The following is a 20,847-nucleotide window of genomic DNA, read 5'->3' as shown; positions in this document are numbered from 1 at the left end:
CGAGAGCGCGGAGAACACCCGTGTGGTCTCGGCGTGGCCGGCGGGGCAGGGAACTGAGGACGGGGTGCTCTCGTGCACCGAACGTCGCACCTCGAAGACGGTGCGGCACTCCCGACAGCGGTACTCATAGGCAGCCACGGACACCACGATAACGCCGCCCCGGCACACGTCCCCTCAGCTATAGCACCCTAGTTGACATCAATCAGCCACGGGAGGGATGTGAATCGGTTCACTAGGAGGGCTACCTTGACCTCATGACGCGTCGAGCCAAAATCGTGTGCACCATCGGACCGGCGACCGCGTCGTCAGAGCGCCTCCGCGCGCTGGTCGACGCCGGTATGAACATCGCCAGGCTGAACTTCAGCCACGGTGCACACGCCGACCACGAAGGGGTCTACCAACGGGTCCGGGAGGCCGCCGAGGCCACCGGCAAGGCGGTCGGCGTTCTCGCCGACCTGCAGGGACCCAAGATCCGCCTCGGAAAGTTCGCCGAGGGCCCTGTCGAGTGGAAGACCGGCGAGGTCGTCTCGATCACCACCGACGACATCGTCGGCGATCACGACCGGGTCTCCACCACCTACCGCAAGCTGGCCAACGAGGTCGCGATCGGCGACCGGCTGCTCATCGACGACGGCAAGCTGGCCCTCGAGGTCACCGGCGTCGAGGGCAACGACATCCGCTGCCTGGTCCTCGAGGGCGGCCCGGTCAGCAACAACAAGGGCCTCTCGCTGCCCAACGTGAAGATCAGCGTCCCGGCGCTCTCGGAGAAGGACGCGGAGGACCTCCGCTTCGCCCTCCGCCTCGGCGCCGACATGATCGCGCTCTCGTTCGTCCGCTCGCCCGACGACATCAAGCTCGTCCACGCGATCATGGACGAGGAGGGCCGCCGGGTCCCGGTCATCGCGAAGATCGAGAAGCCCGAGGCGGTCGAGTACCTCGAGCAGATCGTGCTGGCCTTCGACGGGCTGATGGTCGCCCGCGGTGACCTGGGCGTCGAGCTGCCGCTCGAGCAGGTGCCGCTGGTGCAGAAGCGCGCGATCCAGCTGGCGCGGGAGAACGCCCGCCCGGTGATCGTCGCCACCCAGATGCTCGACTCGATGATCGAGAACTCCCGGCCCACCCGCGCCGAGGCGTCCGACGTCGCGAACGCCGTCCTCGACGGTGCCGACGCGGTCATGCTCTCGGCCGAGACCAGCGTCGGCCGGTACCCGATCCTCACCGTCCGCACGATGGCCAAGATCATCGAGACGGTCGAGGAGTCGAAGACGCCGGTCCCGGCCCTGCAGCACGCGCCCAGGACGCAGGGTGGCGCGATCTCGGCCGCCGCGCGTCAGATCGGTGAGGTCATCGAGGCCAAGGCGCTGGTGGCGTTCACGCTCACCGGCGACACCGTGCGCCGCGTCGCCCGCCTGCACACCCAGCTGCCGCTGCTCGCGTTCACGCCGATCGAAAGCGTCCGCAACCAACTGGCGCTGTCCTGGGGCGTCGAGACGTTTCTCTCACCGTCGGTGGAGCACACCGACGACATGGTGAAGCAGGTCGACACGCTGCTGCAGGAGGCCGGCTGGTGTTCGCCGGGCGACAGCGTCGTCATCGTCGCGGGTACGCCGCCGAACCAGGCCGGCGCGACGAACACCGTCCGCGTCCACCGGATCGGGTCGCTCGGCTGAACCCATTCAGTAGAAAGAGCCTGGCCGCAGCCGCGGCCAGGCTCTTTCTCGTGGTGCCGGGAGCGGGATTCGAACCCGCACGCCCTTTCGGGCAGACGCTTTTGAGGCGTCCGAGTCTGCCATTCCTCCATCCCGGCGGGGTGGTGAGCATGAGTTACCACCGCGCAGCCTGCCTCCGCAACATCTGCGCACTGTGAATCGGGCAGCCGGAAGAGACCGGCAGCCGGTTCACGGCCCGCGCACGGAAGCTCTGACAGCTTAGCCCGGTACGCTGCTCGCCAGCAGGCACCATCAGCCGTCGGCATCCGGCACTCCGCGACCCGGGGTGCGCGCGCCCGGCTCCACGTCAACCCAGAGGAGGCCCCATGGCTGAGTCTCCGGCGTCCAACCCGGCTTCGGCCGCCGCCGAAACCGCCGCTACGACGCGACGCGTCCTCATCGCCGAGGACGAGGCGCTGATCCGCCTCGATCTGAAGGAGATGCTGGTCGAAGAGGGTTACGAGGTGGTCGGTGAGGCCGGCGACGGCCAGAAGGCGATCGAGCTCGCCGAGGAGCTCCGCCCCGACCTGGTGATCCTGGACGTCAAGATGCCGGTGCTCGACGGCCTGGCCGCCGCCGAACGCATCGCCGGCGACCGCATCGCCCCGGTGGTGATCCTCACCGCGTTCAGCCAGCGCGATCTGGTCGAGCGGGCCCGCAGCGCGGGCGCGATGGCCTACCTGGTGAAGCCGTTCCAGAAGAAGGACCTGCTGCCCACCATCGAGATGGCGGTCTCGCGCTTCGCCGAGATCACCGCGCTCGAGAAGGAGGTCACCGACCTCACCGAGCGCCTGGCCACCCGCAAGGTGATCGAGCGGGCCAAGGGCCTGCTCCAGGAACAGGGCATGAGCGAGCCGGAGGCGTTCCGGTGGATCCAGCGCACGGCGATGGACCGCCGCACCACGATGAAGCTGGTTGCCGAAACCATCGTGGAAACGCAGACGCAACGAGCCGGTAGTTGATGTTGCAGTAGTCCTTTCGGGCACCCGGTCGTCCCAATTGGGTAACGGCCGGGTTGTCACTCTCCGCTGGTCGGACGCACGACGTGCGGATTTCGCCCCAACGCGAGCTTTCTTCTGATCACTTTGCTGTTACGACGTCCAACAAGGCTGGTCAGAGCAGTGACGGCACTTCTATAGTCCCTCCCACACAGGGGGATGCGGATTCGTGCCGAGCGCGGTGACGGACGGCATGCCCACGTTTAGTGGAGGTTTACTCGTGCGTCTTCGCAACCTCGCGCGCGTGGCGGCTGTCAGTGCCGCTGTCGCGCTCGCTATCACCGGTTGCAGTAGCGGCGGTGACGACGACGGCGGGTCGAACGCCAGCGGCGGCGACAAGGCCTGCGACCTGATCATCGGGTTCGTCGGACCGCAGACCGGTGACAACGCGGCGCTCGGGATCAACATCTCGAACGGTGCGCAGCTGGCCGTCGACCAGTACAACGAGAAGAACGCGGACTGCAAGGTCACGCTGAAGAAGTTCGACTCCGAGGGCAAGCCGGAGAAGGCTTCGACGGTCGTCCCCGAGGTCGTCCAGGACGAGAAGATCATCGGCGTCGTCGGCCCGGCGTTCTCCGGTGAGACCAAGGCGACCGGCCCGACGTTCGAGGAGGCCGGTCTCCCGATCATCTCCGCCTCGGCGACGAACCCGGCGCTGTCGGAGAACGGCTGGAAGATCTTCCACCGCGTTCTCGGTAGCGACAACGCGCAGGGCCCGCAGGCCGCGAAGTACATCAAGGACGACCTGAAGGCCAGCAAGGTCTACGTCGTCGACGACGCGTCCGAGTACGGCAAGGGCCTCGCCGACATCGTCAAGAAGGACCTCGGCAGCGCCGTGGTCAAGTCGCAGACGATCCAGGACGGTCAGACCGACTTCTCCGCGGTCGTCACCGACATCCGTTCGTCCGGTGCCACCGCCGTGTACTTCGGTGGGTACTACGACGAGGCCGGTCTGCTCCGCAAGCAGCTGAGCCAGGCCGGTGGCCAGTCGATCACGATGATCGCCGGTGACGGCGTGAAGGACGTCAAGTTCATCGACGGTGCCGGTGCGGCCGCCGCCGAGGGCACGATCGTCACCTGCCCGTGCCTCCCGCCGGAGAAGGCCCCGGGCACGTTCTTCGACGACTACAAGAAGGCCTTCAGCGCCGACCCGTCGACCTACTCGGCCGAGGCGTTCGACGCCGCGACCGTCTTCCTCGACGGCATCGCCGACGGCAAGAAGACCCGCGCCGAGATGCTCGAGTTCGTGAACTCGTACGACAAGCAGGGCATCACGAAGCAGGTCAAGTTCGACGACAAGGGTGAGGTCGCCGACAAGGGCGTCTGGGCCTACAAGTTCGAGGGCGGCAAGATCGTCGCGCTCAAGGAGATCAAGTAATTCGCCGGGCCGGATGGTATTTCCGGCCCGCCTGATCCCCTCCTGAGTAACGACGAGGCCGGGCGCCGGCACCGACCGGCGCCCGCCCTTCGTCGTGCAAGGCCAGGCGTTGCCGCCACGAACGGCCGCGTCACCCTGTAGCCCCTCGAACCCACCGGTTGGAACTTTGGCAGATGGACTTCTCTGCACTATTCGATAACTTCGGTCAGCTGACAGCGACCGGCTTCACCCAGGGGGCGATCTATGCGCTCGTCGCCCTGGGGTACACGCTCGTGTACGGCGTCCTGCGCCTGATCAACTTCGCGCACTCCGAGGTGTTCGTCACCGGCACCTTCGCGGCGATCCTCACCCTTCGACTGGTGGGTGTCGGCGCGGACGAGGCGGTGCCGAGCGTCGCGATCGTGATCGCGGTGATCCTCGCGGCGATGGTCGCGGCGATGGCCGCGTCGGGTGCCACCGCGCTCGTCGTCGAGCGGATCGCGTACCGCCCGCTGCGTAAGCGCAACGCGCCGCCCCTGGTCTTCCTGATCAGCGCGATCGGTGCGTCGATCGCGATCTCGGAGGCGTTCGGCGTCTTCTACAGCCGCGACAACGTGCCGGTGGGCAACCTGATCGAGCCCTCGACGCAGTTCGAGCTGTTCGGCGCGTCGATCACCAACCAGATGATCCTGGTGGTCGTCGCCGCGTTCGGCGTCATGATCCTGCTCGACACGATCATCAACCGGACCCGGCTCGGCCGCGGTATCCGGGCGGTGGCCATGGACCCCGATGCCGCCGCGTTGATGGGCGTCAACAAGGACCGGGTCATCGCGTGGACGTTCGTGCTCGGTGGTCTGATGGCCGGTGTCGCCGCGGTGCTCTACAACCTGCAGTTCGGCGTCACGAAGTTCAACGCCGGCTTCCTGCTGGGCCTGAAGGCGTTCACCGCCGCGGTGCTCGGCGGTATCGGCAACCTGCGCGGCGCGCTGCTCGGCGGGCTGTTGCTGGGCCTGGTCGAGAACTGGGGGCAGGCGGTGATCGGGTCGCAGTGGCGTGACGTCATCGCGTTCGTCTTCCTGATCCTGGTCCTGATGTTCCGGCCGACCGGTCTGCTCGGCGAGTCGCTGGGGAGGGCCCGCGCATGACTCAGGACACTCTGGCTCCGCCGGCGCCCACCACCGGGTCGCCGCTGCTCCGGGTCGCCGACGCGATCGCCGACCGGCGGTCCGCGGCGATGGGGTCGTTCCGGTCGCGGTTCGGCCGGCTGCCCACCCCGGCCCGGTACGTGCCGGCCGCGATCCTGCTGATCGTGCTGGTGCTCCTCCCGGTCTGGGACAAGAACCTGCGCTCGTCCACCGGCTCCGGCATCCCGGTCATCGGGACGCCGAACACGAGCTTCTCGGGCGTGCTGTTCCTGGTCGGCGCGTTCGCGCTCTGCGCGATCGGCCTGAACGTCGTGGTCGGCTTCGCCGGTCTGCTCGACCTCGGGTACGTCGGCTTCTACGCGGTCGGCGCCTACACGGTCTCGGTGTTCGGGTCGCCGTCCAGCGACCTCGCCACCGCGTACCCGTGGCTGATCTGCGTGCCGATCGGCATCGCGATCGCGATGGTCGCCGGCGTCATCCTCGGTGGTCCGACGCTGCGTCTGCGCGGTGACTACCTGGCGATCGTGACGCTCGGCTTCGGTGAGATCGTCCGGCTGGCCGCGGTCAACACGTCGTGGCTCGGCAACCGGTCGGGTATCTCGAACATCCCGAAGCCGCCCGGCGAGAAGGCCGACGGTTCGAAGCTGTTCGGCGTCGTCGACATCACGCCGTTCTACTGGCTGATCCTGGCGTTCATCATCGTCATCCTGGTGCTGATCTCGAACCTGGAGCGCAGCCGCGTCGGCCGCGCCTGGCTCGCGATCCGCGAGGACGAGGACGCCGCCGAGCTGATGGGCGTCCCGACGTTCCGCTTCAAGCTCTGGGCGTTCGCGATCGGCGCGGCGGTGGGCGGCATCTCCGGCGGCATCTTCGCCAGCCGGCAGGGCTTCATCAACCCGGACACGTTCGACGTCCTGACCTCGATCCTGTTCCTGGCCGCGGTCGTCATCGGCGGCTCCGGCAACAAGTTCGGCGTCATCCTCGGCGCGGTCATCGTCGTCTACGTCCCGGAGCGGCTGCGCGGCTTCGACGAGTCGCTGTTCGGCGCCTGGTTCGTGGTGCTGATCGTCGCGCTGCTGGTGGCGCTGATCTCGCAGCGGAAGAAGCTGCTGAGCAGCACGGCGAGGGCGATCGCGACGATCGTCGGCGGTCTGCTCGGGTTCGTGGTCGCGGTGTCGGTCGGCACCCAGCTGCACTCGATCGTGACCGACGTCGGCACCGACAACCCGACCCGGTTGCTGGTCGGGGCCCTGGTCCTGGTCGCGATCGCGGGCATCGTGCTGACCCGGCTGATCGGCCTCGCGTCGGGCGACGGGCCCAAGGCCGTGGCACTCTTCCTGGGAGCCTTCGTCACCGTGCTGCTCGGGGCGATCGCCCCGTACGTGTTCGACGAGATCGGCGACGGCGTCCAGGCGCTGCGGTACTTCGCCTTCGGTATCGCCCTGATCGTGATGAGCGTGTTCCGTCCGCAGGGTCTGCTGCCCAACCGGCGCCGCGCGACCGAACTCGCCGACCGGAAGAAGGAGGTGGCGGCCGGTGTCAACGCCTGAGAACGCCCCCGAGACGAACGGCGTCGTGCCGGACGCGCCGCCGCCGGCGGTCGACGAGAGCGTCGACCTGCCGGAGCCCGAAGCGCACGTCAGCGTCGGTGAGAAGCTGCTCGAGATGCGTGACGTCACGTTGCGCTTCGGCGGTGTCACCGCGCTCAACGGCGTCGACTTCGCGATCAACCGGGGCGAGATCCTCGGTCTGATCGGGCCCAACGGCGCCGGCAAGACCACGTGCTTCAACGTGATGACCGGCGTCTACCAGCCCACCGACGGTGAGGTCTGGTTCGACGGCAAGAAGCTGGGCCGGCGCAAGAAGTACCAGATCACCCGGCTCGGCATCGCCCGGACGTTCCAGAACATCCGGTTGTTCCCCGAGATGAGCGCGCTGGAGAACGTCATGGTGGGGGCCGACGCCCGCCACAAGACGAGCGTCCCCGGCGCGGTCTTCCGGCTCTCCCCGCGGCACTTCCGCGAGGAGAAGGACGGTCGCGACCGGGCGATGGAGCTGCTCCAGTTCGTCGGGATCGCCGACCAGGCGCACTCGTCGGCACGCAACCTGCCCTACGGCTACCAGCGTCGTCTGGAGATCGCCAGGGCGCTGGCCACCGAGCCGACGCTGCTCTGCCTGGACGAGCCGGCCGCCGGCTTCAACCCGGCCGAGAAGGCCGAACTGATGGACCTGATCCGGGCGATCCGCGACCAGGGGTACACGGTGCTGCTGATCGAGCACGACATGCGGCTGGTCATGGGAGTGACCGACCGGATCGTCGTCCTCGAGTTCGGCAAGAAGATCGCCGAGGGCACGCCGGCCGAGGTCCGCGACAACCCCGCGGTCATCGCCGCCTACCTCGGTGTGCCGGAGGAGGAGCCGACCGATGTTGCTTGAGATCAACGACCTCGCGGTCGCCTACGGGCGGATCGAGGCACTGCACGGGATCTCGATCCAGGTCGAGGCGGGCGAGATCGTGACGCTGATCGGCGCCAACGGCGCCGGGAAGAGCACGACGATGCGCGCGATCTCCGGTCTCCGGCCGGCGAGCCGCGGCAGCATCGTGTTCGACGGCGAGGACATCACCACGCTGCGCGCGGACCTGCGCGTGACGCGGGGCATCTCGCAGGCGCCGGAGGGCCGGGGAATCTTCGCCGGCATGACGGTGGCCGAGAACCTCGACATGGGCACGTACGCCCGCAAGGACCTGCGTGGCCGGGCCCGCGAAGAAGGCCTGGAGCGCGTGTTCACGCTGTTCCCGCGTCTGGCCGAGCGGCGTACCCAGGTCGCGGGAACGATGTCGGGCGGTGAGCAGCAGATGCTCACGATCGGGCGGGCCCTGATGGCGCGTCCGCGGCTGCTGCTCCTGGACGAGCCGTCGATGGGGCTGGCGCCGATGCTCATCGCGCAGATCTTCCGGATCATCAAGGAGATCAACGAGCAGGGCACCACGGTGCTCGTCGTCGAGCAGAACGCCCAGCAGGCGCTCTCGATCGCCGACCGCGCCTACATCCTGGAGACCGGCTCGATCGTCAAGAGCGGGCAGGGACGTGACATGCTCGGCGACCCCGCGATCAAGGCCGCCTACCTGGGCGTCGCGTAACTCACGCAGTACCCGCGGGCCGGCTCAGCGCAGAGGCCGGTCCGCGGGGCGGTTCCGCCGAAGTCCCCCGACCCGGCGGCAGTTATTTACCGGGAGGTAACTCCAATGCGCTCGCTCCCTGTCGGCCGTGGCCGTCGAATGTTCGCCACCGTGGCCGTGCTCGCCGCGGTCGCCGCCGGTCTGGCCGGCTGTGGTGACGACCCCAGCGACACCTCGTCCGAGTCGTCCCCCGCGCCGAGCGCCTCGGCCGACACCGACCTCGCCTCGAAGGTTCCGGACGCGATCAAGTCCGACGGCAAGATCCTGGTCGGCACCGACTCGTCGTACGCGCCGAACGAGTTCCTCGACACCGATGGCAAGACCATCAAGGGCTTCGACATCGACCTGTTCACCGCGGTGGCCCAGAAGCTGGGGCTGAAGGCGGAGTTCGTGACCGCGGGCTTCGACGACATCATCCCCGGTATCGGCTCGGGCAAGTACGAGATCGGCGTCTCCTCGTTCACGATCAACGACGAGCGCAAGCAGACCGTCAACATGGTCAGCTACTTCAACGCCGGCACCCAGTGGGCGACGAAGAAGGGCACCAAGATCAACCCGGACGACGTCTGCGGCCAGAAGATCGCGGTGCAGAAGGGCACGGTCCAGGTCGACGACATCACGGCCCGGTCGAAGAAGTGCACCGACGCCGGCAAGAAGGCGATCACGATCGACCAGTACGCGGGCCAGGACCAGGCCACCGCGTCGGTCGTGTCCGGTAAGGACGCGGCGACGCTCGCCGACTCGCCGATCGCCGCGTACGCCGTCGAGCAGTCGAACGGGCAGCTCGAGCTGGCCGGCGACATCTACGACGCCGCGCCGTACGGCTACGTGGTCAAGAAGGACCAGACCGACTTCGCGCAGGCGATCGCCGACGCCACCAAGGCGCTGATCGCGGACGGCACCTACAAGACCGTCCTGGAGAAGTGGGGCGTCGACGCTGGCGCGATCACCGACCCGGCCGTCAACCCCTGATGTCCGAGCCTTCCTCGGCGGGCGCGGAAGCGCCCGCCGAGCGGGTTCGCCCGGAGCCGATCAAGGCAGTGCCCGTGCGCCACCCCGGCCGCTGGGTCGCGGTGGCGGTCATCGTGGTGCTGGTCGCGATGTTCGTGCACATGCTGGTGACGAACCCCGCGTTCCAGTGGTCGTTCATGGTCAACCACATGTTCCGGTCGCCGATCATCGAGGGCGTCCGCACCACGCTGGTGATGACCGTGCTGGCCATGCTCGTCGGGATCCTGCTCGGCATCGTCGCGGCCGTGCTGCGGCTGTCGCCGAACCCGGTGCTCTCGACCGCGGCCTGGCTCTACACCTGGTTCTTCCGTGCCGTGCCCCGGTACGTGCTGCTGGTGCTGTTCGGCAACCTGGGCATCCTCTACGCCCGGTTCGAGTTCGGCCTGCCGTTCGACCACCAGATCGCCGACCTGCTCGGCATCGACTTCAGCGCCCGGATCTTCGGGCTGAACGCCAACACGTTCCTCACCGGCTTCACCGCCGGTCTGATCGGGCTGGCGCTCTCCGAGGGCGCGTACATGGCCGAGATCGTCCGGGCCGGCATCCAGTCGGTCGACCCGGGCCAGAACGAGGCCGCGCAGGCGCTCGGCATGGGTCGCGCGGCCACCATGCGGCGGATCATCCTGCCGCAGGCCATGCGGGTGGTCGTGCCGCCGACCGGCAACGAAGTGACGGCGATGTTGAAGGACACCTCGCTGCTCGTCGCGGTGCCGGTGACCAACGAGCTGTTCTTCCAGCTCGAAGCGATCGGCAACCGCACGTTCCAGGTGTTCCCGATGTTGGTGGCCGCCTGCCTGTGGTACCTGGCGCTCTCCAGCATCCTGATGATCGGCCAGTACTTCCTCGAGCGGTACTTCGGCCGCGGCTTCGGTACTCAGCAGCGCCGGCGGAGGCTGGGCATTCGCGGGGGAGCGGGGGGCGCATGAGCACTCCAATGGTGCTGTCGGAGAACGTCCACAAGTCGTTCGGCCACCTCGAAGTCCTCAAGGGCATCGACCTGAAGGTCGATCCCGGCGAGGTGATGTGCATCCTCGGCCCGTCCGGGTCCGGCAAGTCGACGTTCCTGCGGTGCATCAACCACCTGGAGAAGATCAACGCCGGGAAGCTCTGGGTCGACGGTCAGCTGGTCGGCTACCAGGAGCGCGGCGGCAAGCTGCACGAGCTGTCCGAGAAGCACATCGCGGCCCAGCGGCGGGACATCGGCATGGTGTTCCAGCGCTTCAACCTGTTCCCGCACAAGACGGTGCTCGACAACGTCATCGAGGCGCCGGTGCAGGTCAAGAAGGAGCGCAAGGCCGACGCCCGCGATCGCGCCCGCACCCTGCTCGACCGAGTGGGGTTGGGCGCCAAGGTGGACAACTACCCCGCGCAGCTCTCCGGCGGCCAGCAGCAGCGCGTCGCGATCGCCCGTGCGCTCGCGATGCGTCCGAAGCTGATGCTCTTCGACGAGCCCACGTCGGCGCTCGACCCGGAGCTGGTCGGCGAGGTGCTCGACGTCATGCGGGCGCTCGCCGAGGACGGCATGACGATGGTCGTCGTCACCCACGAGATCGGGTTCGCCCGCGAGGTCGGCGACAGCCTGGTGTTCATGGACGGCGGGGTGGTGGTCGAGTCGGGCCCACCACGCGAGGTCATCAACAACCCGCAGCACGAACGCACCAAGTCGTTCCTCTCGAAGGTGTTGTGACCATTATCGAATGGTAGCGTCCGCGCCATGGGTATCGGACCGGAGATCGAACCGCGGGAGCGGCGTCGCGCCACGACCCGGCGCGGGCTGCCGCTCCCGCCGGGGCCGGGCTTCTCGCTGGATCGGCTGGCCGGTTTCCGCCGCGAGACCATGCCGTGGACGATGCGTGCGGTCGCCCGGCGCTGGCCGGGCGTCGCCTACCTGGGTGTGCCCGGCCGGCACCTGTACCTCGTCTCCGACCCGGACCTGGTCCGCCAGGTGCTGGTCACCGACGGCCGCAAGGTCGACAAGGGCGAGGCGCTGCGCACGGCGAACATCGTCCTCGGCGAAGGCCTGATCACCGCGCGCCGTGCCCGGCACCTGCCGCGGCGCCGCCTGGTCAACCCGGCGTTCGCCCACGCGCGGATGGCCGGTTACGCCGCCGGCATGCTCGACGCCGCCCGCGCCACCGACGCGCGCTGGCGGGACGGCGCGCACGTGGATCTCAGCCGGGAGATGTCGCGCCTCACGCTGGACATCATCGGCCGCACCGTCCTCGGTGCCGAGCTGGACTGGCAGCACGTGGGCCGGGAACTCACGATCGCGATGCGCGGCTGGGAGGCGCTGATGGTGCCGGGCGGAGCCTGGTACCTGAAACTCCCGCTGGACGCGCCCCGCCGGTTCTGGGCGGCGGCCGACAACCTCCACGCCGTGGTGGGGCGGGTGCTCGCCGGGGACACCGCGGACAGCGTCGTCACCGAGATGCGCAAGGCCCGCGACGACGGCGCCGCACTCGACGACGCGGCGATGCACGACGAGACGATGAACCTGATGCTCGCCGGGCACGAGACCACCGCGCTCGCGTTGACCTGGGCGTTCTGGCTGCTCGCCCAGCACCCGGCCGAGGCCGCCGCGTTACGCGAGTCGTTGCCGGACGGCGATCCGGGCTACGGCGACCTGCGGAAACTGCACTACGCCTACGCGGTGGTCGCGGAGACGCTCCGGCTGTTCCCGCCGGCCTGGATCCTCGAGCGGGAGCTCGAGCAGGACCTCTCCCTCGGCGGCTGGCCGGTTCCCATCGGGTCGACCGTGCTCGCGTCGCAGTTCGTGCTCCACCGCGACCCCCGGTTCTGGCCCTCGCCGGACTCCTTCGTCCCGGCCCGGTGGCTGGATCCGGACGGGCGGTTCAGCGAGGACAACCCCGGGGTGCCGCGGGGCGCCTGGTACCCGTTCGGCGCCGGCACCCGGATCTGCATCGGGGAGTCGTTCGCCTGGACCGAGGCGGTGCTGGCGCTCGCTGTCTTGGCCCGGCGCTGGTCGTTCCGGGTGGACCCGGGTCACCGGATGGCGCTGCACGCGGCGATCACGCTGCGCCCGGCCGGTGGGCTACCGGGCACTGTGGAGCGGGTCGTTCCCTAGGTTGGCCAGGCGCACCTGGCCGCGGGCGACGAGTTTGCCGTCCTCGTCGTGGGTCTCGACCAGCCAGACCTGCTGGGAGCGGCCGCGGTGCACCGGCGTGGCGGTGCTGGTGAGGCGGGTGCCGTCGGTGGTGGGGCGGTAGAAGTCGGTCGTGTTCGTCGCGCCGACCACCTTGCCGCGCTCGCCGAGCCAGACGGCCGCTCCGGTGCTGGCCAGGCTCTCCACCACCGCGCAGTGGACGCCGCCGTGCAGGATGCCGTAGGGCTGCAGCAGATCGGCCCGTACCGTCCAGGAGGCGGAGATCTCGTCCGGTGTGACGGTCTCGAGCTCGAGCCCGAGGAATTTGGCGAACGGGCCGAGATCATCGCTGGTGAACATGGCGTCCAGACTAGGCGCGAGTTTTGTCGGTGGTCTTGACTAGGCTCGGGGTGTGAGCCAGACCGCCTCCCGCCTGCTTCTGCTCGACGGCCACTCGTTGGCGTACCGGGCGTTCTTCGCGCTGCCGGTGGAGAACTTCTCCACCACCACCGGGCAGCCGACGAACGCCGTGTACGGCTTCACGTCGATGCTGATCAACGTGCTGCGCGACGAGAAGCCCACGCATCTCGGCGTGGCGTTCGACGTCTCCAGGACGTCATTCCGCACCGAGGCGTACGCGGAGTACAAAGCCGGTCGTTCCGAGACCCCGTCGGACTTCAAGGGCCAGGTCAGCCTGATCCAGGAAATTCTGGACGCGCTGCAGATCCCGTTCCTCACCCTCGAGGGCTACGAGGCCGACGACATCCTGGCCACGCTGGCCACCGAGGCCAACGCCGCCGGCGCCGAGGTGCTGATCTGCAGCGGCGACCGGGATGCGTTCCAGCTCGTCAACGACAAGACCACGGTGCTCTACCCGCGCAAGGGCGTCTCCGATCTGGCCCGGGTCGACCCGGCCGAGGTCGTCGCGCGCTACGGCGTGCCGCCGGAGCTCTACCGGCACCTGGCCGCGCTGGTCGGCGAAACCAGCGACAACCTGCCCGGCGTGCCGAAGGTCGGCCCGAAGACCGCGGCCAAGTGGCTCACCCAGTACGGCTCGCTGGAAGGCCTGGTCGAGCACGTCGACGAGGTGAAGGGCATGGCCGGTGAGAACCTGCGCACCCACCTCGCCGACGTCCTGCGCAACTATCAGATCAACGCGTTGATGACCGATCTCGAGCTGCCGCTGCACCTGGCCGACCTGGAGCGCCGCGCGTGGGACCGGGAGAAGGTCCACCAGGTCTTCGACACGCTGCAGTTCCGCGTCCTGCGCGACCGGCTCTACGCCACGCTGGAGTCCGCCGAGCCGGAGGCCGATTCGACGATCGAGGTCACCGGCGAGCTGCTGGGGGCCGACGCGGTCGGGCCGTGGCTCGCGGCGCACGCGCCGGAGGGCGTCCGCACCGGCGTCGCGTTCGACGGCACCTGGGGCCGCGGCACCGGTGAGATCCAGGCCATCGGCGTGGCCGGTGCCGACGGCGCGGCGGCCTGGTTCGACCCGTCGCAGCTCACCGGCGCCGACGAGTCAGCGGTGGCGGCCTGGCTCGCCGACGAGAACCGCACCAAGGCCGTCCACGACCTGAAGGGCCCGCTGCTCGCGGTCACCGCGCGGGGCTGGACGCTCAACGGCGTCACCGCCGACACCGCGCTGATCGCCTACCTGGTCAAGCCCGACAACCGCACCTACGACCTCACCGACCTCGCGCTGCGCTACCTGCGCCGCGAGCTGCGTGCCGGTGGCGCGGGCGACGGGCAGCTCTCGCTCGACGGGCTGGACGAGGACGCCGAGAAGAACCACCTGATGGAGCGGGCGCAAGCCACCCTCGAGCTCGCCGAGGCCCTGGTCGCCGAGCTCGACCAGCGGGGCGGCACGGCGCTGCTCACCGGCGTCGAACTGCCGCTGGTGCGGGTGCTGGCCGACATGGAGCGGGTCGGCATCGCGGCCGACACCGCGCACCTGGCCGACCTGGAGTCGCACTTCGCCGCCGAGGTGAAGGCCGCCCAGCAGGCCGCGTACGGCGTCATCGGGCGCGAGTTCAACCTCGGCTCGCCCAAGCAGCTGCAGGGCATCCTGTTCGACGAGCTCGGGCTGCCCAAGACCAAGCGCATCAAGACCGGCTACACCACCGACGCCGATTCGCTGCAGTGGCTCTACGCGCAGACCGAGCACCCGCTGCTCGAGCACCTGCTGCGCCACCGGGACGTCGCGAAGCTGAAGACCACTGTCGACGGCCTGCTCAAGACCGTCGCCGACGACGGGCGCATCCACACCACCTACAACCAGACGATCGCGGCCACCGGGCGGCTCTCGTCCACCGACCCGAACCTGCAGAACATCCCGGTGCGCACCCAGGAGGGGCGGACGATCCGGAAGGCGTTCGTCGTGGGGGAGGGGTACGAGACCCTGCTCACGGCCGACTACAGCCAGATCGAGATGCGCATCATGTCGCACCTCTCGGCCGACCCGACGCTGATCGAGGCGTTCACGTCCGGGCACGACTTCCATGCCGCGACGGCCGCCGGCGTGTTCGGCGTCGAGCCCACCGCGGTCAGCGGCGAGCAGCGCAGCAAGATCAAGGCGATGAACTACGGCCTGGCGTACGGGCTCTCGGCGTACGGGCTCTCCCAGCAGCTCGGCATCACCACCGAGGAAGCGCGTGCGCTGATGACCGACTACTTCGAACAGTTCGGCGGCGTGCGCGACTACCTGTCCGCGGTGGTGGCGCGGGCCCGCGGTGAGGGCTACACCGAGACGATCATGGGGCGGCGGCGGTACCTGCCCGACCTCAACAGCGACAACCGGCAGCGGCGCGAGATGGCCGAACGGATGGCGCTCAACGCCCCGATCCAGGGCTCGGCGGCCGACATCATCAAGGTCGCGATGCTCGCGGTCGACAAGCGGCTGCGCGAGGAAGGGCTGCGCTCACGTCTGCTGCTGCAGGTGCACGACGAGCTCGTGTTCGAGACCGCGGCCGGTGAGCGCGAGGCCCTCGAGGCCCTGGTCCGCGACGCGATGGGCGCCGCCTACCCCCTCGACCTCCCCCTCGACGTGAGCGTAGGCAGCGGCCGCACCTGGGACGACGCCGCCCACTAAGACGTGGGCGGGCTCCAGGTTCACACCAAAAACACGGTTAGCGCATGCCCTCGAGGAGGCGCTGGGCGTCGCCGAGGTGGGCGCTGCTCACCAGCACGTCGTAGCGGCCGGCGGCGAGAGAGCTGCGTGACGCGAAGTCACGCTGGCCGCCGGTGAGGGAGTGGGCGACGAGGCCGAAGATCGCGCCCCACACCGCTCCGATCACTATCGCGGTCAGGATCAGCGCGATCCACGAACCGAAACTGTCGTCGCTGAACAGGCCCAGCAGCAGGCCGAAGAACAGACCGAACCAGGCGCCGGAACCGGCACCGGCCGCGGCCGCCTTGCCGAACGTCATCCGGCCGATCACCTGCTCGACCAGCCGCAGGTCGCTCCCGATGATCGTGGTGTGCTCGACGGGGAACTTCTGGTCGGAGAGGTAGTCCACCGCACGCTGCGCGGACAGGTAGTCGCCGTAGCTGGCGAGCAGGGTCCGGTCGACGTCGTTCGCGCTGACGGGTGAGCCGGCGGACGGCCCGACGGGGATGGTCATCGTGTGCTCCCGGACAGAGTCTCGACGCGATGAGCACCGCGTCTCACCAGCCCTGTACCCCACGATCCGGCACTGAACCCTGTGGACCGTGCGACACTCACGCCCATGTCCTTACTCGCGCGTAAGGTGCTGGCGCCCGGTCTCGCGCTGGTGCTCGCGGTGGCCGGGTGCGCCCGCCGCGACGAGGGGGAGCCACCGTCGTTCCGTAGTTGCGAGGACGTCGCCTGCACCGGCGAGCTCAACGGTGTGAAGTACCAGATCCGCCTACCCCAGGTCTGGAACGGCACCCTGCTCCTCTACGCGCACGAGTTCCGCGCCGCCGACCCGTTCCCGCCCGCGTTCACGCCACCCCGCACCGACGCACCCGTGGCCGGTGACGACCGGACCGCGAACGCGCTGCTCGAGGCCGGCTACGCCCTCGCCGGCACCACCCGCGACCACGACGGGTACGCGCTGCGCGAAGGGGTCGAGGCGGGCCGGAACCTCTACTGGTTCTTCCACGAGACGGTCGGTGCGCCCGAGCGCACCTACGTGTGGGGCGAGTCGCTGGGCGGTGTCGTCAGCGAACTGCTCGCCGAGCAGGAGGACTGGGTGGACGGTGCGCTCCCGATGTGCGCCACGCTCGCCGGTACGAACGCGAACTTCGATCTCGCGCTCGACGTCGCCTTCGCGTTCAAGACGTTGCTGTACCCGGAGATGAAGCTGACCGGCTACACCAGCTACGCCGAGGCCAGGGCGGTGTGGACGCAGGTGCGGCGGCGCGCGACGGCCGCGCTCTCCGGCGGCCCCGACCAGCTGGGGCGCCTGATGCTGGTGAGCGCGTTGGGTAACCAGGTCTGGAAGTCACGCGATCACGACGACGCGACGGTCCGATCGCGGATCGACGCGGGCCTGGACATCCTGCTCGAGGTCATGGCCTACGCCACGGTCGTCCGGTACGACCTGGAGCAGCGGGTGCTCGGCAACCCGTCGTCGAACACCGGGGCGCGCTACGACCAGCGCATCTCCGCCCGGGAGAAGCGGGAGATGCAGTTCGTGGACCCGGGTGGGCTGGCCGGGCACCTCGCCGCGCTGGCCCGGGCACCCCGGGTGACCGCCGACCCGGCCGCGCGCAAGCGCGCCGACCTGCTCGGCGACCCCACCGGCGCGCTGCGGGTACCGACGCTCACCCTGCACACCGGCTACGACGCGACGGCGATCGTGCAGAACGAGACAGTGTTCGCGAACCGGGCGCTGCGCTCGACCGGGCGCACCGGTGACCTGATGCAGCTCTTCACGACGCCGCCGACGAAGTACACCGGGACGGGGGCGCCGTACGGTGCCGGGCACTGCAACTTCACCACCGACGAACGGGTCGGCGCGGTGACGAACCTCAACCGCTGGGTGCGTACGGGGGCGCGACCGTCGCCGGTCGACGTCGCGATCCTGATGCGGGGCACGGCGCAGGCGTCGGGTTTTGATCCGCTGTTCGCTCCGGGCCCCTGGCCCGCCGACCCCGAGCGCGACTAGTCCTCGGGCCTACGACAGGTCTCCGGGCCTACGCGAGCGCCGGTAGGCCCGGGAAGTCGCCGTAGGCCCGGGAAGACGTCAGCCCGTGCTGACGCCGGCGGCGCGTACGGGCACGCGAGGAGCCGCGCCCGTACGCGAACGCGTCAGGAGAAGCGCAACCACCACACTGCCGGCCGCGGTGAGCAGCGCGACGGTGGCGGTGTGGGTCAGGGAGTACGGGCGCCAGGCGAGCACACCGAGCGCCTCGACCAGCGCCGCCCCCCAGAGCGGCGCCGCCACCCAGCGCGAACCGGCGGCGATCCGGGCGGTGAGGAACAGGTTCACCAGGGCCCACCCGGCGCCGGCCGCGGCGAACAGCCACGCCTCGTCGGCCAGCCCGGCGTAGTCGCCCTTGCCGGCCACGCTCACCGCTAGATCGCCCGCGACCAGCGTCGCGAGCACCCCGATCAGCCCGGTCGTGCCCACGACCAGCGCACCGACCACCAGCGCCCGCCGCTGCCCCTGCGCCAGCCGGGGAAGCGCCACCACCGCCACCACCTGCGGCGCCCAGTACGCGGCGTTCGACAGGATCGCGCCGACCGCGTACTCGCCGCTCACCTCGGCCGGCAGCACCGCCCGCGCCAGCAGCAGGTCGGCGTTGACCAGCGCGAGCATCGCCAGCATCGCGCTGCACGCCCCCAGCACCTCGGCGATCCGCGGCGCGCCCGCCCCCGACGCGCGTCGCACCGGACGCGACAACACGTACGCGGCCACCAGCGCCAGCGCTCCGCCGACCGCGACGCCGAGCAGCGTCCAGAACGCGCTGCGCCCGATCAGCAGCCCGATCAGCCCACCACCGGAGCGGCCGACCGCGGCCACCGCGGTCACCACCGCGAGCCGCCCGAACCGCTCGGAGCCCTGCAGCAGCCCCATGTGGATGCCGATCGCGTTGAGCGGCCCCACCGCCGCCGCCAGCGCCACGGCCGGCCACAGGCTCGGCAGGTGCAGCACGGCCACCAGCACCGGCGAGGCCGCCAGCAGCACCGCCGAGGACGCGAGCGAGAGCCGCACGCCGATCGTCACCAGGCGTTCGGGGTCGCTGTCGCCTTTCGCGGTGCGCACCGCGGCGACCGTCTGGGTGCCGACCTGGAGCACCGACGACACGGTGAGCAGTGCGATCAGTGCACCGAGCGCGCCGTTCTCGTCGGTGTCGAGAAGCCAGTTGCCGCCGAGCCGGAGCCCGTACGCGAGGACGTTCGCGGCCATCGCGGCGACCGCGACGAGCGTGGCCCCGGCCGCGAACCGGGCCGCGGTGGTGGGCCCGGAGACGCCGGTCGGCTGCGGCTCGGACATGCGCTACCTCGCACTCGATACGGTGAGGTGGCTCAGCCTAGCTACTCATCGGTAGCTCGGGCTCGGAATCGGGAGGGTGCATGCGCCGACGCGGGGCGGCGGCCGAGCACGGGCTCGCGGCCGTTCTGGCCCTGCTGGTGTTCGCGCCGGTGTTGTGGCCCGGGTACGTGCTCAGCTACGACATGGTGGCCACCCCCCGGGTGCCGTTCACGGCCTCGACGCTCGGCTGGGGCGACGGGTTGCCGCGCGCGGTGCCGCAGGACGCGGTGCTCGCGGTGCTCACCACGGTGGTGCCGGGGTGGATCGTGCAGCTGGTCGCGCTGTTCGCGGTGGTGTGGCTGGCCGTGGTGGGGGCGGCGCGCGCGGTGCCGAGCGACCGGCTCGTCGTGCGCCTGGTGGCCGGCGCGGCCTACGGGTGGAACGCGTTCGTCGCCGAACGTCTGCTGATCGGCCACTGGGGTCTGCTGCTCGCCTACGCCGCCCTGCCCTGGATCGTCGTCGCCGCCCACCGCGCGCGCTTCGGCGTGCCGGCGGGGAGGTCCGGGATCGTCGCCACCCTGGGGCGGGGGGCGCCGCTGCTGGCGTGGTGCGCGCTCGCGGCGCTCACCCCCACCGGCGGGGTGATCGCCGCCGTCACCGCGTCCGCGGTGCTCCTCTGGCCCGCGCCCCGCTCCGCCGACGCCCGGCGCGGCCCGTCCGGCCCGGACCGGCGGCGGCGCGTCGTGCTCGCGGTGCTGGTGACCGCGCTCAACGCGCCCTGGGTGGCGGCCGGAGCGGTGGCGCGGGTGAGCGCGGTGTCCGACCCCGACGGGGTCGCGGCCTTCGCGGCGCGGGCGGAGAACTGGTCGGGCCCGCTCGGTGCCGTGCTCGGCCTCGGTGGCATCTGGAACGCCGAGGTAGTGCCCACCAGCCGCACCCTCGCCGCGGCCCCGTTCTTCACGGTGCTGGTTCTCCTCGTCGCGGCCTTCGGCCTGCGCCCACTCCTGCGCGGTCCCGCCGCGATGCGCACCCCCTCCGGCTTCGTCGCGTTGGCGGTCGTCGCGCTGGGTGGGGTGGTGGTCGCGTTGCTCGGCACCGTCCCGGGCGGGGACCGCCTCCTCGAAGCGCTCGTCGCGCACGTGCCCGGGGCCGGTCTCCTGCGCGACGGGCAGAAGTTCCTCGCCCCCTTCGCCCTCCTCACCGCGCTCGCCTTCGCGCTGGGCGTCGAGCGGATCACCAGCGCACTGCGCACCAGGAAAGCCGGCGTGGCCGCCGGCGCGGTCGGGGTGGCGGCGCTGCTGTTCCCGATCGCCGCACTACCCGACCTGGCCTGGGGTGGCGCGGGCCGGCTCGCCACCACCTGGTACCCCGACGACTGGGCGTGGGTCAACGACAAGATCGCCGCCGACCCCCGGGGTGAGCTCGCGGTCCTCCCGTTCTCCACGTTCCGGGCGTTCACCTGGAACGGCGGGCGCACCACGCTCGATCCGGCGCCGCGCTACTTCCCGGTCGACGTGATCACCGAGGACTCGCTGATCGTCGACGGGGTCACGATCAGCGGGGAGAGTCCCCGCGCGGCGGCGGTCCGCGAGGCGCTGGCCGACGGTCGGTCGCTCACCACCGTCGGTATCCGCTGGGTCGTGGTCGAGCGCCGCACCCCGGGTGCGGTGCCGGACAGCGCCCTGGCCGGTTACCAGACGTTCTGGGAGGGCCGGCACCTCCGGCTCTACCGCGGCGGCCCAGCTGCGGAGTCGCCGGGAGATTCTGAAACGGTCCGGGTGGTAACGGTTGTGGTCGGATACGCCGTTCCCGTTGGCATTCTGCTCGGCGCCTTGGCATCATGGGCGCTCACCCGGTCGCGGAGGCACGTCGAACGATCTGAGTAGGCGCCCAGATCTGT

Annotated in this window: 17 protein-coding genes, 1 tRNA gene and 1 pseudogene; 14 read left to right on the top strand and 5 right to left on the bottom strand. The window is 70.1% G+C overall.

Going from position 1 to position 20,847, the window contains the following annotated elements; all coding sequences use genetic code 11:
• Positions 1-138 (bottom strand): FmdB family zinc ribbon protein (locus tag ABD437_RS00630; RefSeq protein WP_344646807.1); only part of this gene is annotated, 138 nt, incomplete at its 3' end.
• A gap of 116 nt (positions 139-254) precedes the next feature.
• Here ABD437_RS00630 and pyk point away from each other — a divergent pair.
• The gene (gene pyk / locus ABD437_RS00625) at positions 255-1,670 is read left to right on the top strand and encodes a pyruvate kinase (RefSeq protein ID WP_344646712.1); all 1,416 of its coding nucleotides are present in this window, start codon (positions 255-257) and stop codon (positions 1,668-1,670) included.
• A 51-nt stretch (positions 1,671-1,721) separates the two neighbouring features.
• Here the strand turns inward: pyk and ABD437_RS00620 are convergent.
• Positions 1,722-1,807 (bottom strand) — tRNA-Leu (locus ABD437_RS00620).
• A 228-nt stretch (positions 1,808-2,035) separates the two neighbouring features.
• On the opposite strand from ABD437_RS00620, the gene ABD437_RS00615 reads away from it, so the two are divergent.
• The 10 genes and pseudogenes from ABD437_RS00615 (at position 2,036) to ABD437_RS00570 (ending at position 12,486) form a co-directional block, all read left to right on the top strand.
• Entirely contained in the window at positions 2,036-2,671 is a 636-nt protein-coding gene (locus ABD437_RS00615) for an ANTAR domain-containing response regulator (RefSeq protein WP_344646711.1), read from the top strand.
• A 280-nt stretch (positions 2,672-2,951) separates the two neighbouring features.
• The gene (locus ABD437_RS00610) at positions 2,952-4,085 is read left to right on the top strand and encodes a branched-chain amino acid ABC transporter substrate-binding protein (protein ID WP_344646710.1); all 1,134 of its coding nucleotides are present in this window, start codon (positions 2,952-2,954) and stop codon (positions 4,083-4,085) included.
• A 173-nt stretch (positions 4,086-4,258) separates the two neighbouring features.
• On the top strand, positions 4,259-5,209 hold the full coding sequence (locus ABD437_RS00605; protein ID WP_344646709.1) for a branched-chain amino acid ABC transporter permease: 951 nt from the start codon (positions 4,259-4,261) through the stop codon (positions 5,207-5,209).
• Positions 5,210-5,298: 89 nt separating this feature from the next.
• Positions 5,299-6,339, top strand: a pseudogene (locus ABD437_RS00600) (branched-chain amino acid ABC transporter permease); the annotation flags it as partial.
• A 406-nt stretch (positions 6,340-6,745) separates the two neighbouring features.
• Positions 6,746-7,645, top strand: coding sequence for an ABC transporter ATP-binding protein (locus tag ABD437_RS00595; protein WP_425558059.1), 900 nt, complete (start codon positions 6,746-6,748; stop codon positions 7,643-7,645).
• Positions 7,635-8,351 (top strand): ABC transporter ATP-binding protein, encoded by a 717-nt coding sequence (locus tag ABD437_RS00590; protein WP_344646707.1) that lies wholly within the window; start codon positions 7,635-7,637, stop codon positions 8,349-8,351. The genes ABD437_RS00595 and ABD437_RS00590 overlap by 11 nt, the downstream gene beginning before the upstream one ends.
• A 138-nt stretch (positions 8,352-8,489) precedes the next feature.
• Positions 8,490-9,362, top strand: coding sequence for an ABC transporter substrate-binding protein (locus tag ABD437_RS00585; RefSeq protein ID WP_344646706.1), 873 nt, complete (start codon positions 8,490-8,492; stop codon positions 9,360-9,362).
• A complete protein-coding gene (locus ABD437_RS00580) occupies positions 9,362-10,327 on the top strand; it encodes an amino acid ABC transporter permease (protein WP_344646705.1) in 966 nt (321 codons plus the stop codon). The genes ABD437_RS00585 and ABD437_RS00580 overlap by 1 nt, the downstream gene beginning before the upstream one ends.
• Positions 10,324-11,088 (top strand): amino acid ABC transporter ATP-binding protein, encoded by a 765-nt coding sequence (locus ABD437_RS00575; protein WP_344646704.1) that lies wholly within the window; start codon positions 10,324-10,326, stop codon positions 11,086-11,088. Before ABD437_RS00580 ends, ABD437_RS00575 begins: the two co-directional genes overlap by 4 nt.
• Before the next feature lie 27 nt (positions 11,089-11,115).
• Positions 11,116-12,486, top strand: coding sequence for a cytochrome P450 (locus ABD437_RS00570; protein ID WP_344646703.1), 1,371 nt, complete (start codon positions 11,116-11,118; stop codon positions 12,484-12,486).
• Here ABD437_RS00570 and ABD437_RS00565 read toward each other — a convergent pair.
• Positions 12,454-12,864, bottom strand: coding sequence for a PaaI family thioesterase (locus ABD437_RS00565; RefSeq protein ID WP_344646702.1), 411 nt, complete (start codon positions 12,862-12,864; stop codon positions 12,454-12,456). The genes ABD437_RS00570 and ABD437_RS00565 overlap by 33 nt on opposite strands.
• A gap of 52 nt (positions 12,865-12,916) precedes the next feature.
• On the opposite strand from ABD437_RS00565, the gene polA reads away from it, so the two are divergent.
• Positions 12,917-15,595: a DNA polymerase I gene (gene polA, locus ABD437_RS00560; RefSeq protein ID WP_344646701.1), complete on the top strand. Its 2,679-nt coding sequence runs from the start codon at positions 12,917-12,919 to the stop codon at positions 15,593-15,595.
• A 37-nt stretch (positions 15,596-15,632) separates the two neighbouring features.
• Here polA and ABD437_RS00555 read toward each other — a convergent pair whose 3' ends face one another.
• Positions 15,633-16,127: a YflT domain-containing protein gene (locus ABD437_RS00555; RefSeq protein ID WP_344646700.1), complete on the bottom strand. Its 495-nt coding sequence runs from the start codon at positions 16,125-16,127 to the stop codon at positions 15,633-15,635.
• 105 nt (positions 16,128-16,232) lie between these two features.
• On the opposite strand from ABD437_RS00555, the gene ABD437_RS00550 reads away from it, so the two are divergent.
• Positions 16,233-17,636 carry a hypothetical protein gene (locus tag ABD437_RS00550; protein WP_344646699.1) on the top strand — a complete coding sequence of 468 codons (1,404 nt, stop codon included), beginning with the start codon at positions 16,233-16,235 and terminating at the stop codon, positions 17,634-17,636.
• Positions 17,637-17,714: 78 nt separating this feature from the next.
• Here the strand turns inward: ABD437_RS00550 and ABD437_RS00545 are convergent, their stop codons facing one another.
• Positions 17,715-18,968, bottom strand: coding sequence for a polysaccharide biosynthesis protein (locus ABD437_RS00545; RefSeq protein ID WP_344646698.1), 1,254 nt, complete (start codon positions 18,966-18,968; stop codon positions 17,715-17,717).
• Between the two features lie 80 nt (positions 18,969-19,048).
• On the opposite strand from ABD437_RS00545, the gene ABD437_RS00540 reads away from it, so the two are divergent.
• Positions 19,049-20,833, top strand: coding sequence for an MmpA family trehalose lipid delivery protein (locus ABD437_RS00540; protein WP_344646697.1), 1,785 nt, complete (start codon positions 19,049-19,051; stop codon positions 20,831-20,833).
• Positions 20,834-20,847 lie beyond the last annotated feature (14 nt).

Origin of the sequence: Cryptosporangium japonicum (assembly GCF_039524755.1) — a bacterium.
GTDB classification, from domain to species: Bacteria; Actinomycetota; Actinomycetes; order Mycobacteriales; family Cryptosporangiaceae; genus Cryptosporangium; species Cryptosporangium japonicum.
This window is presented reverse-complemented; position numbering and strand designations above follow the sequence as displayed.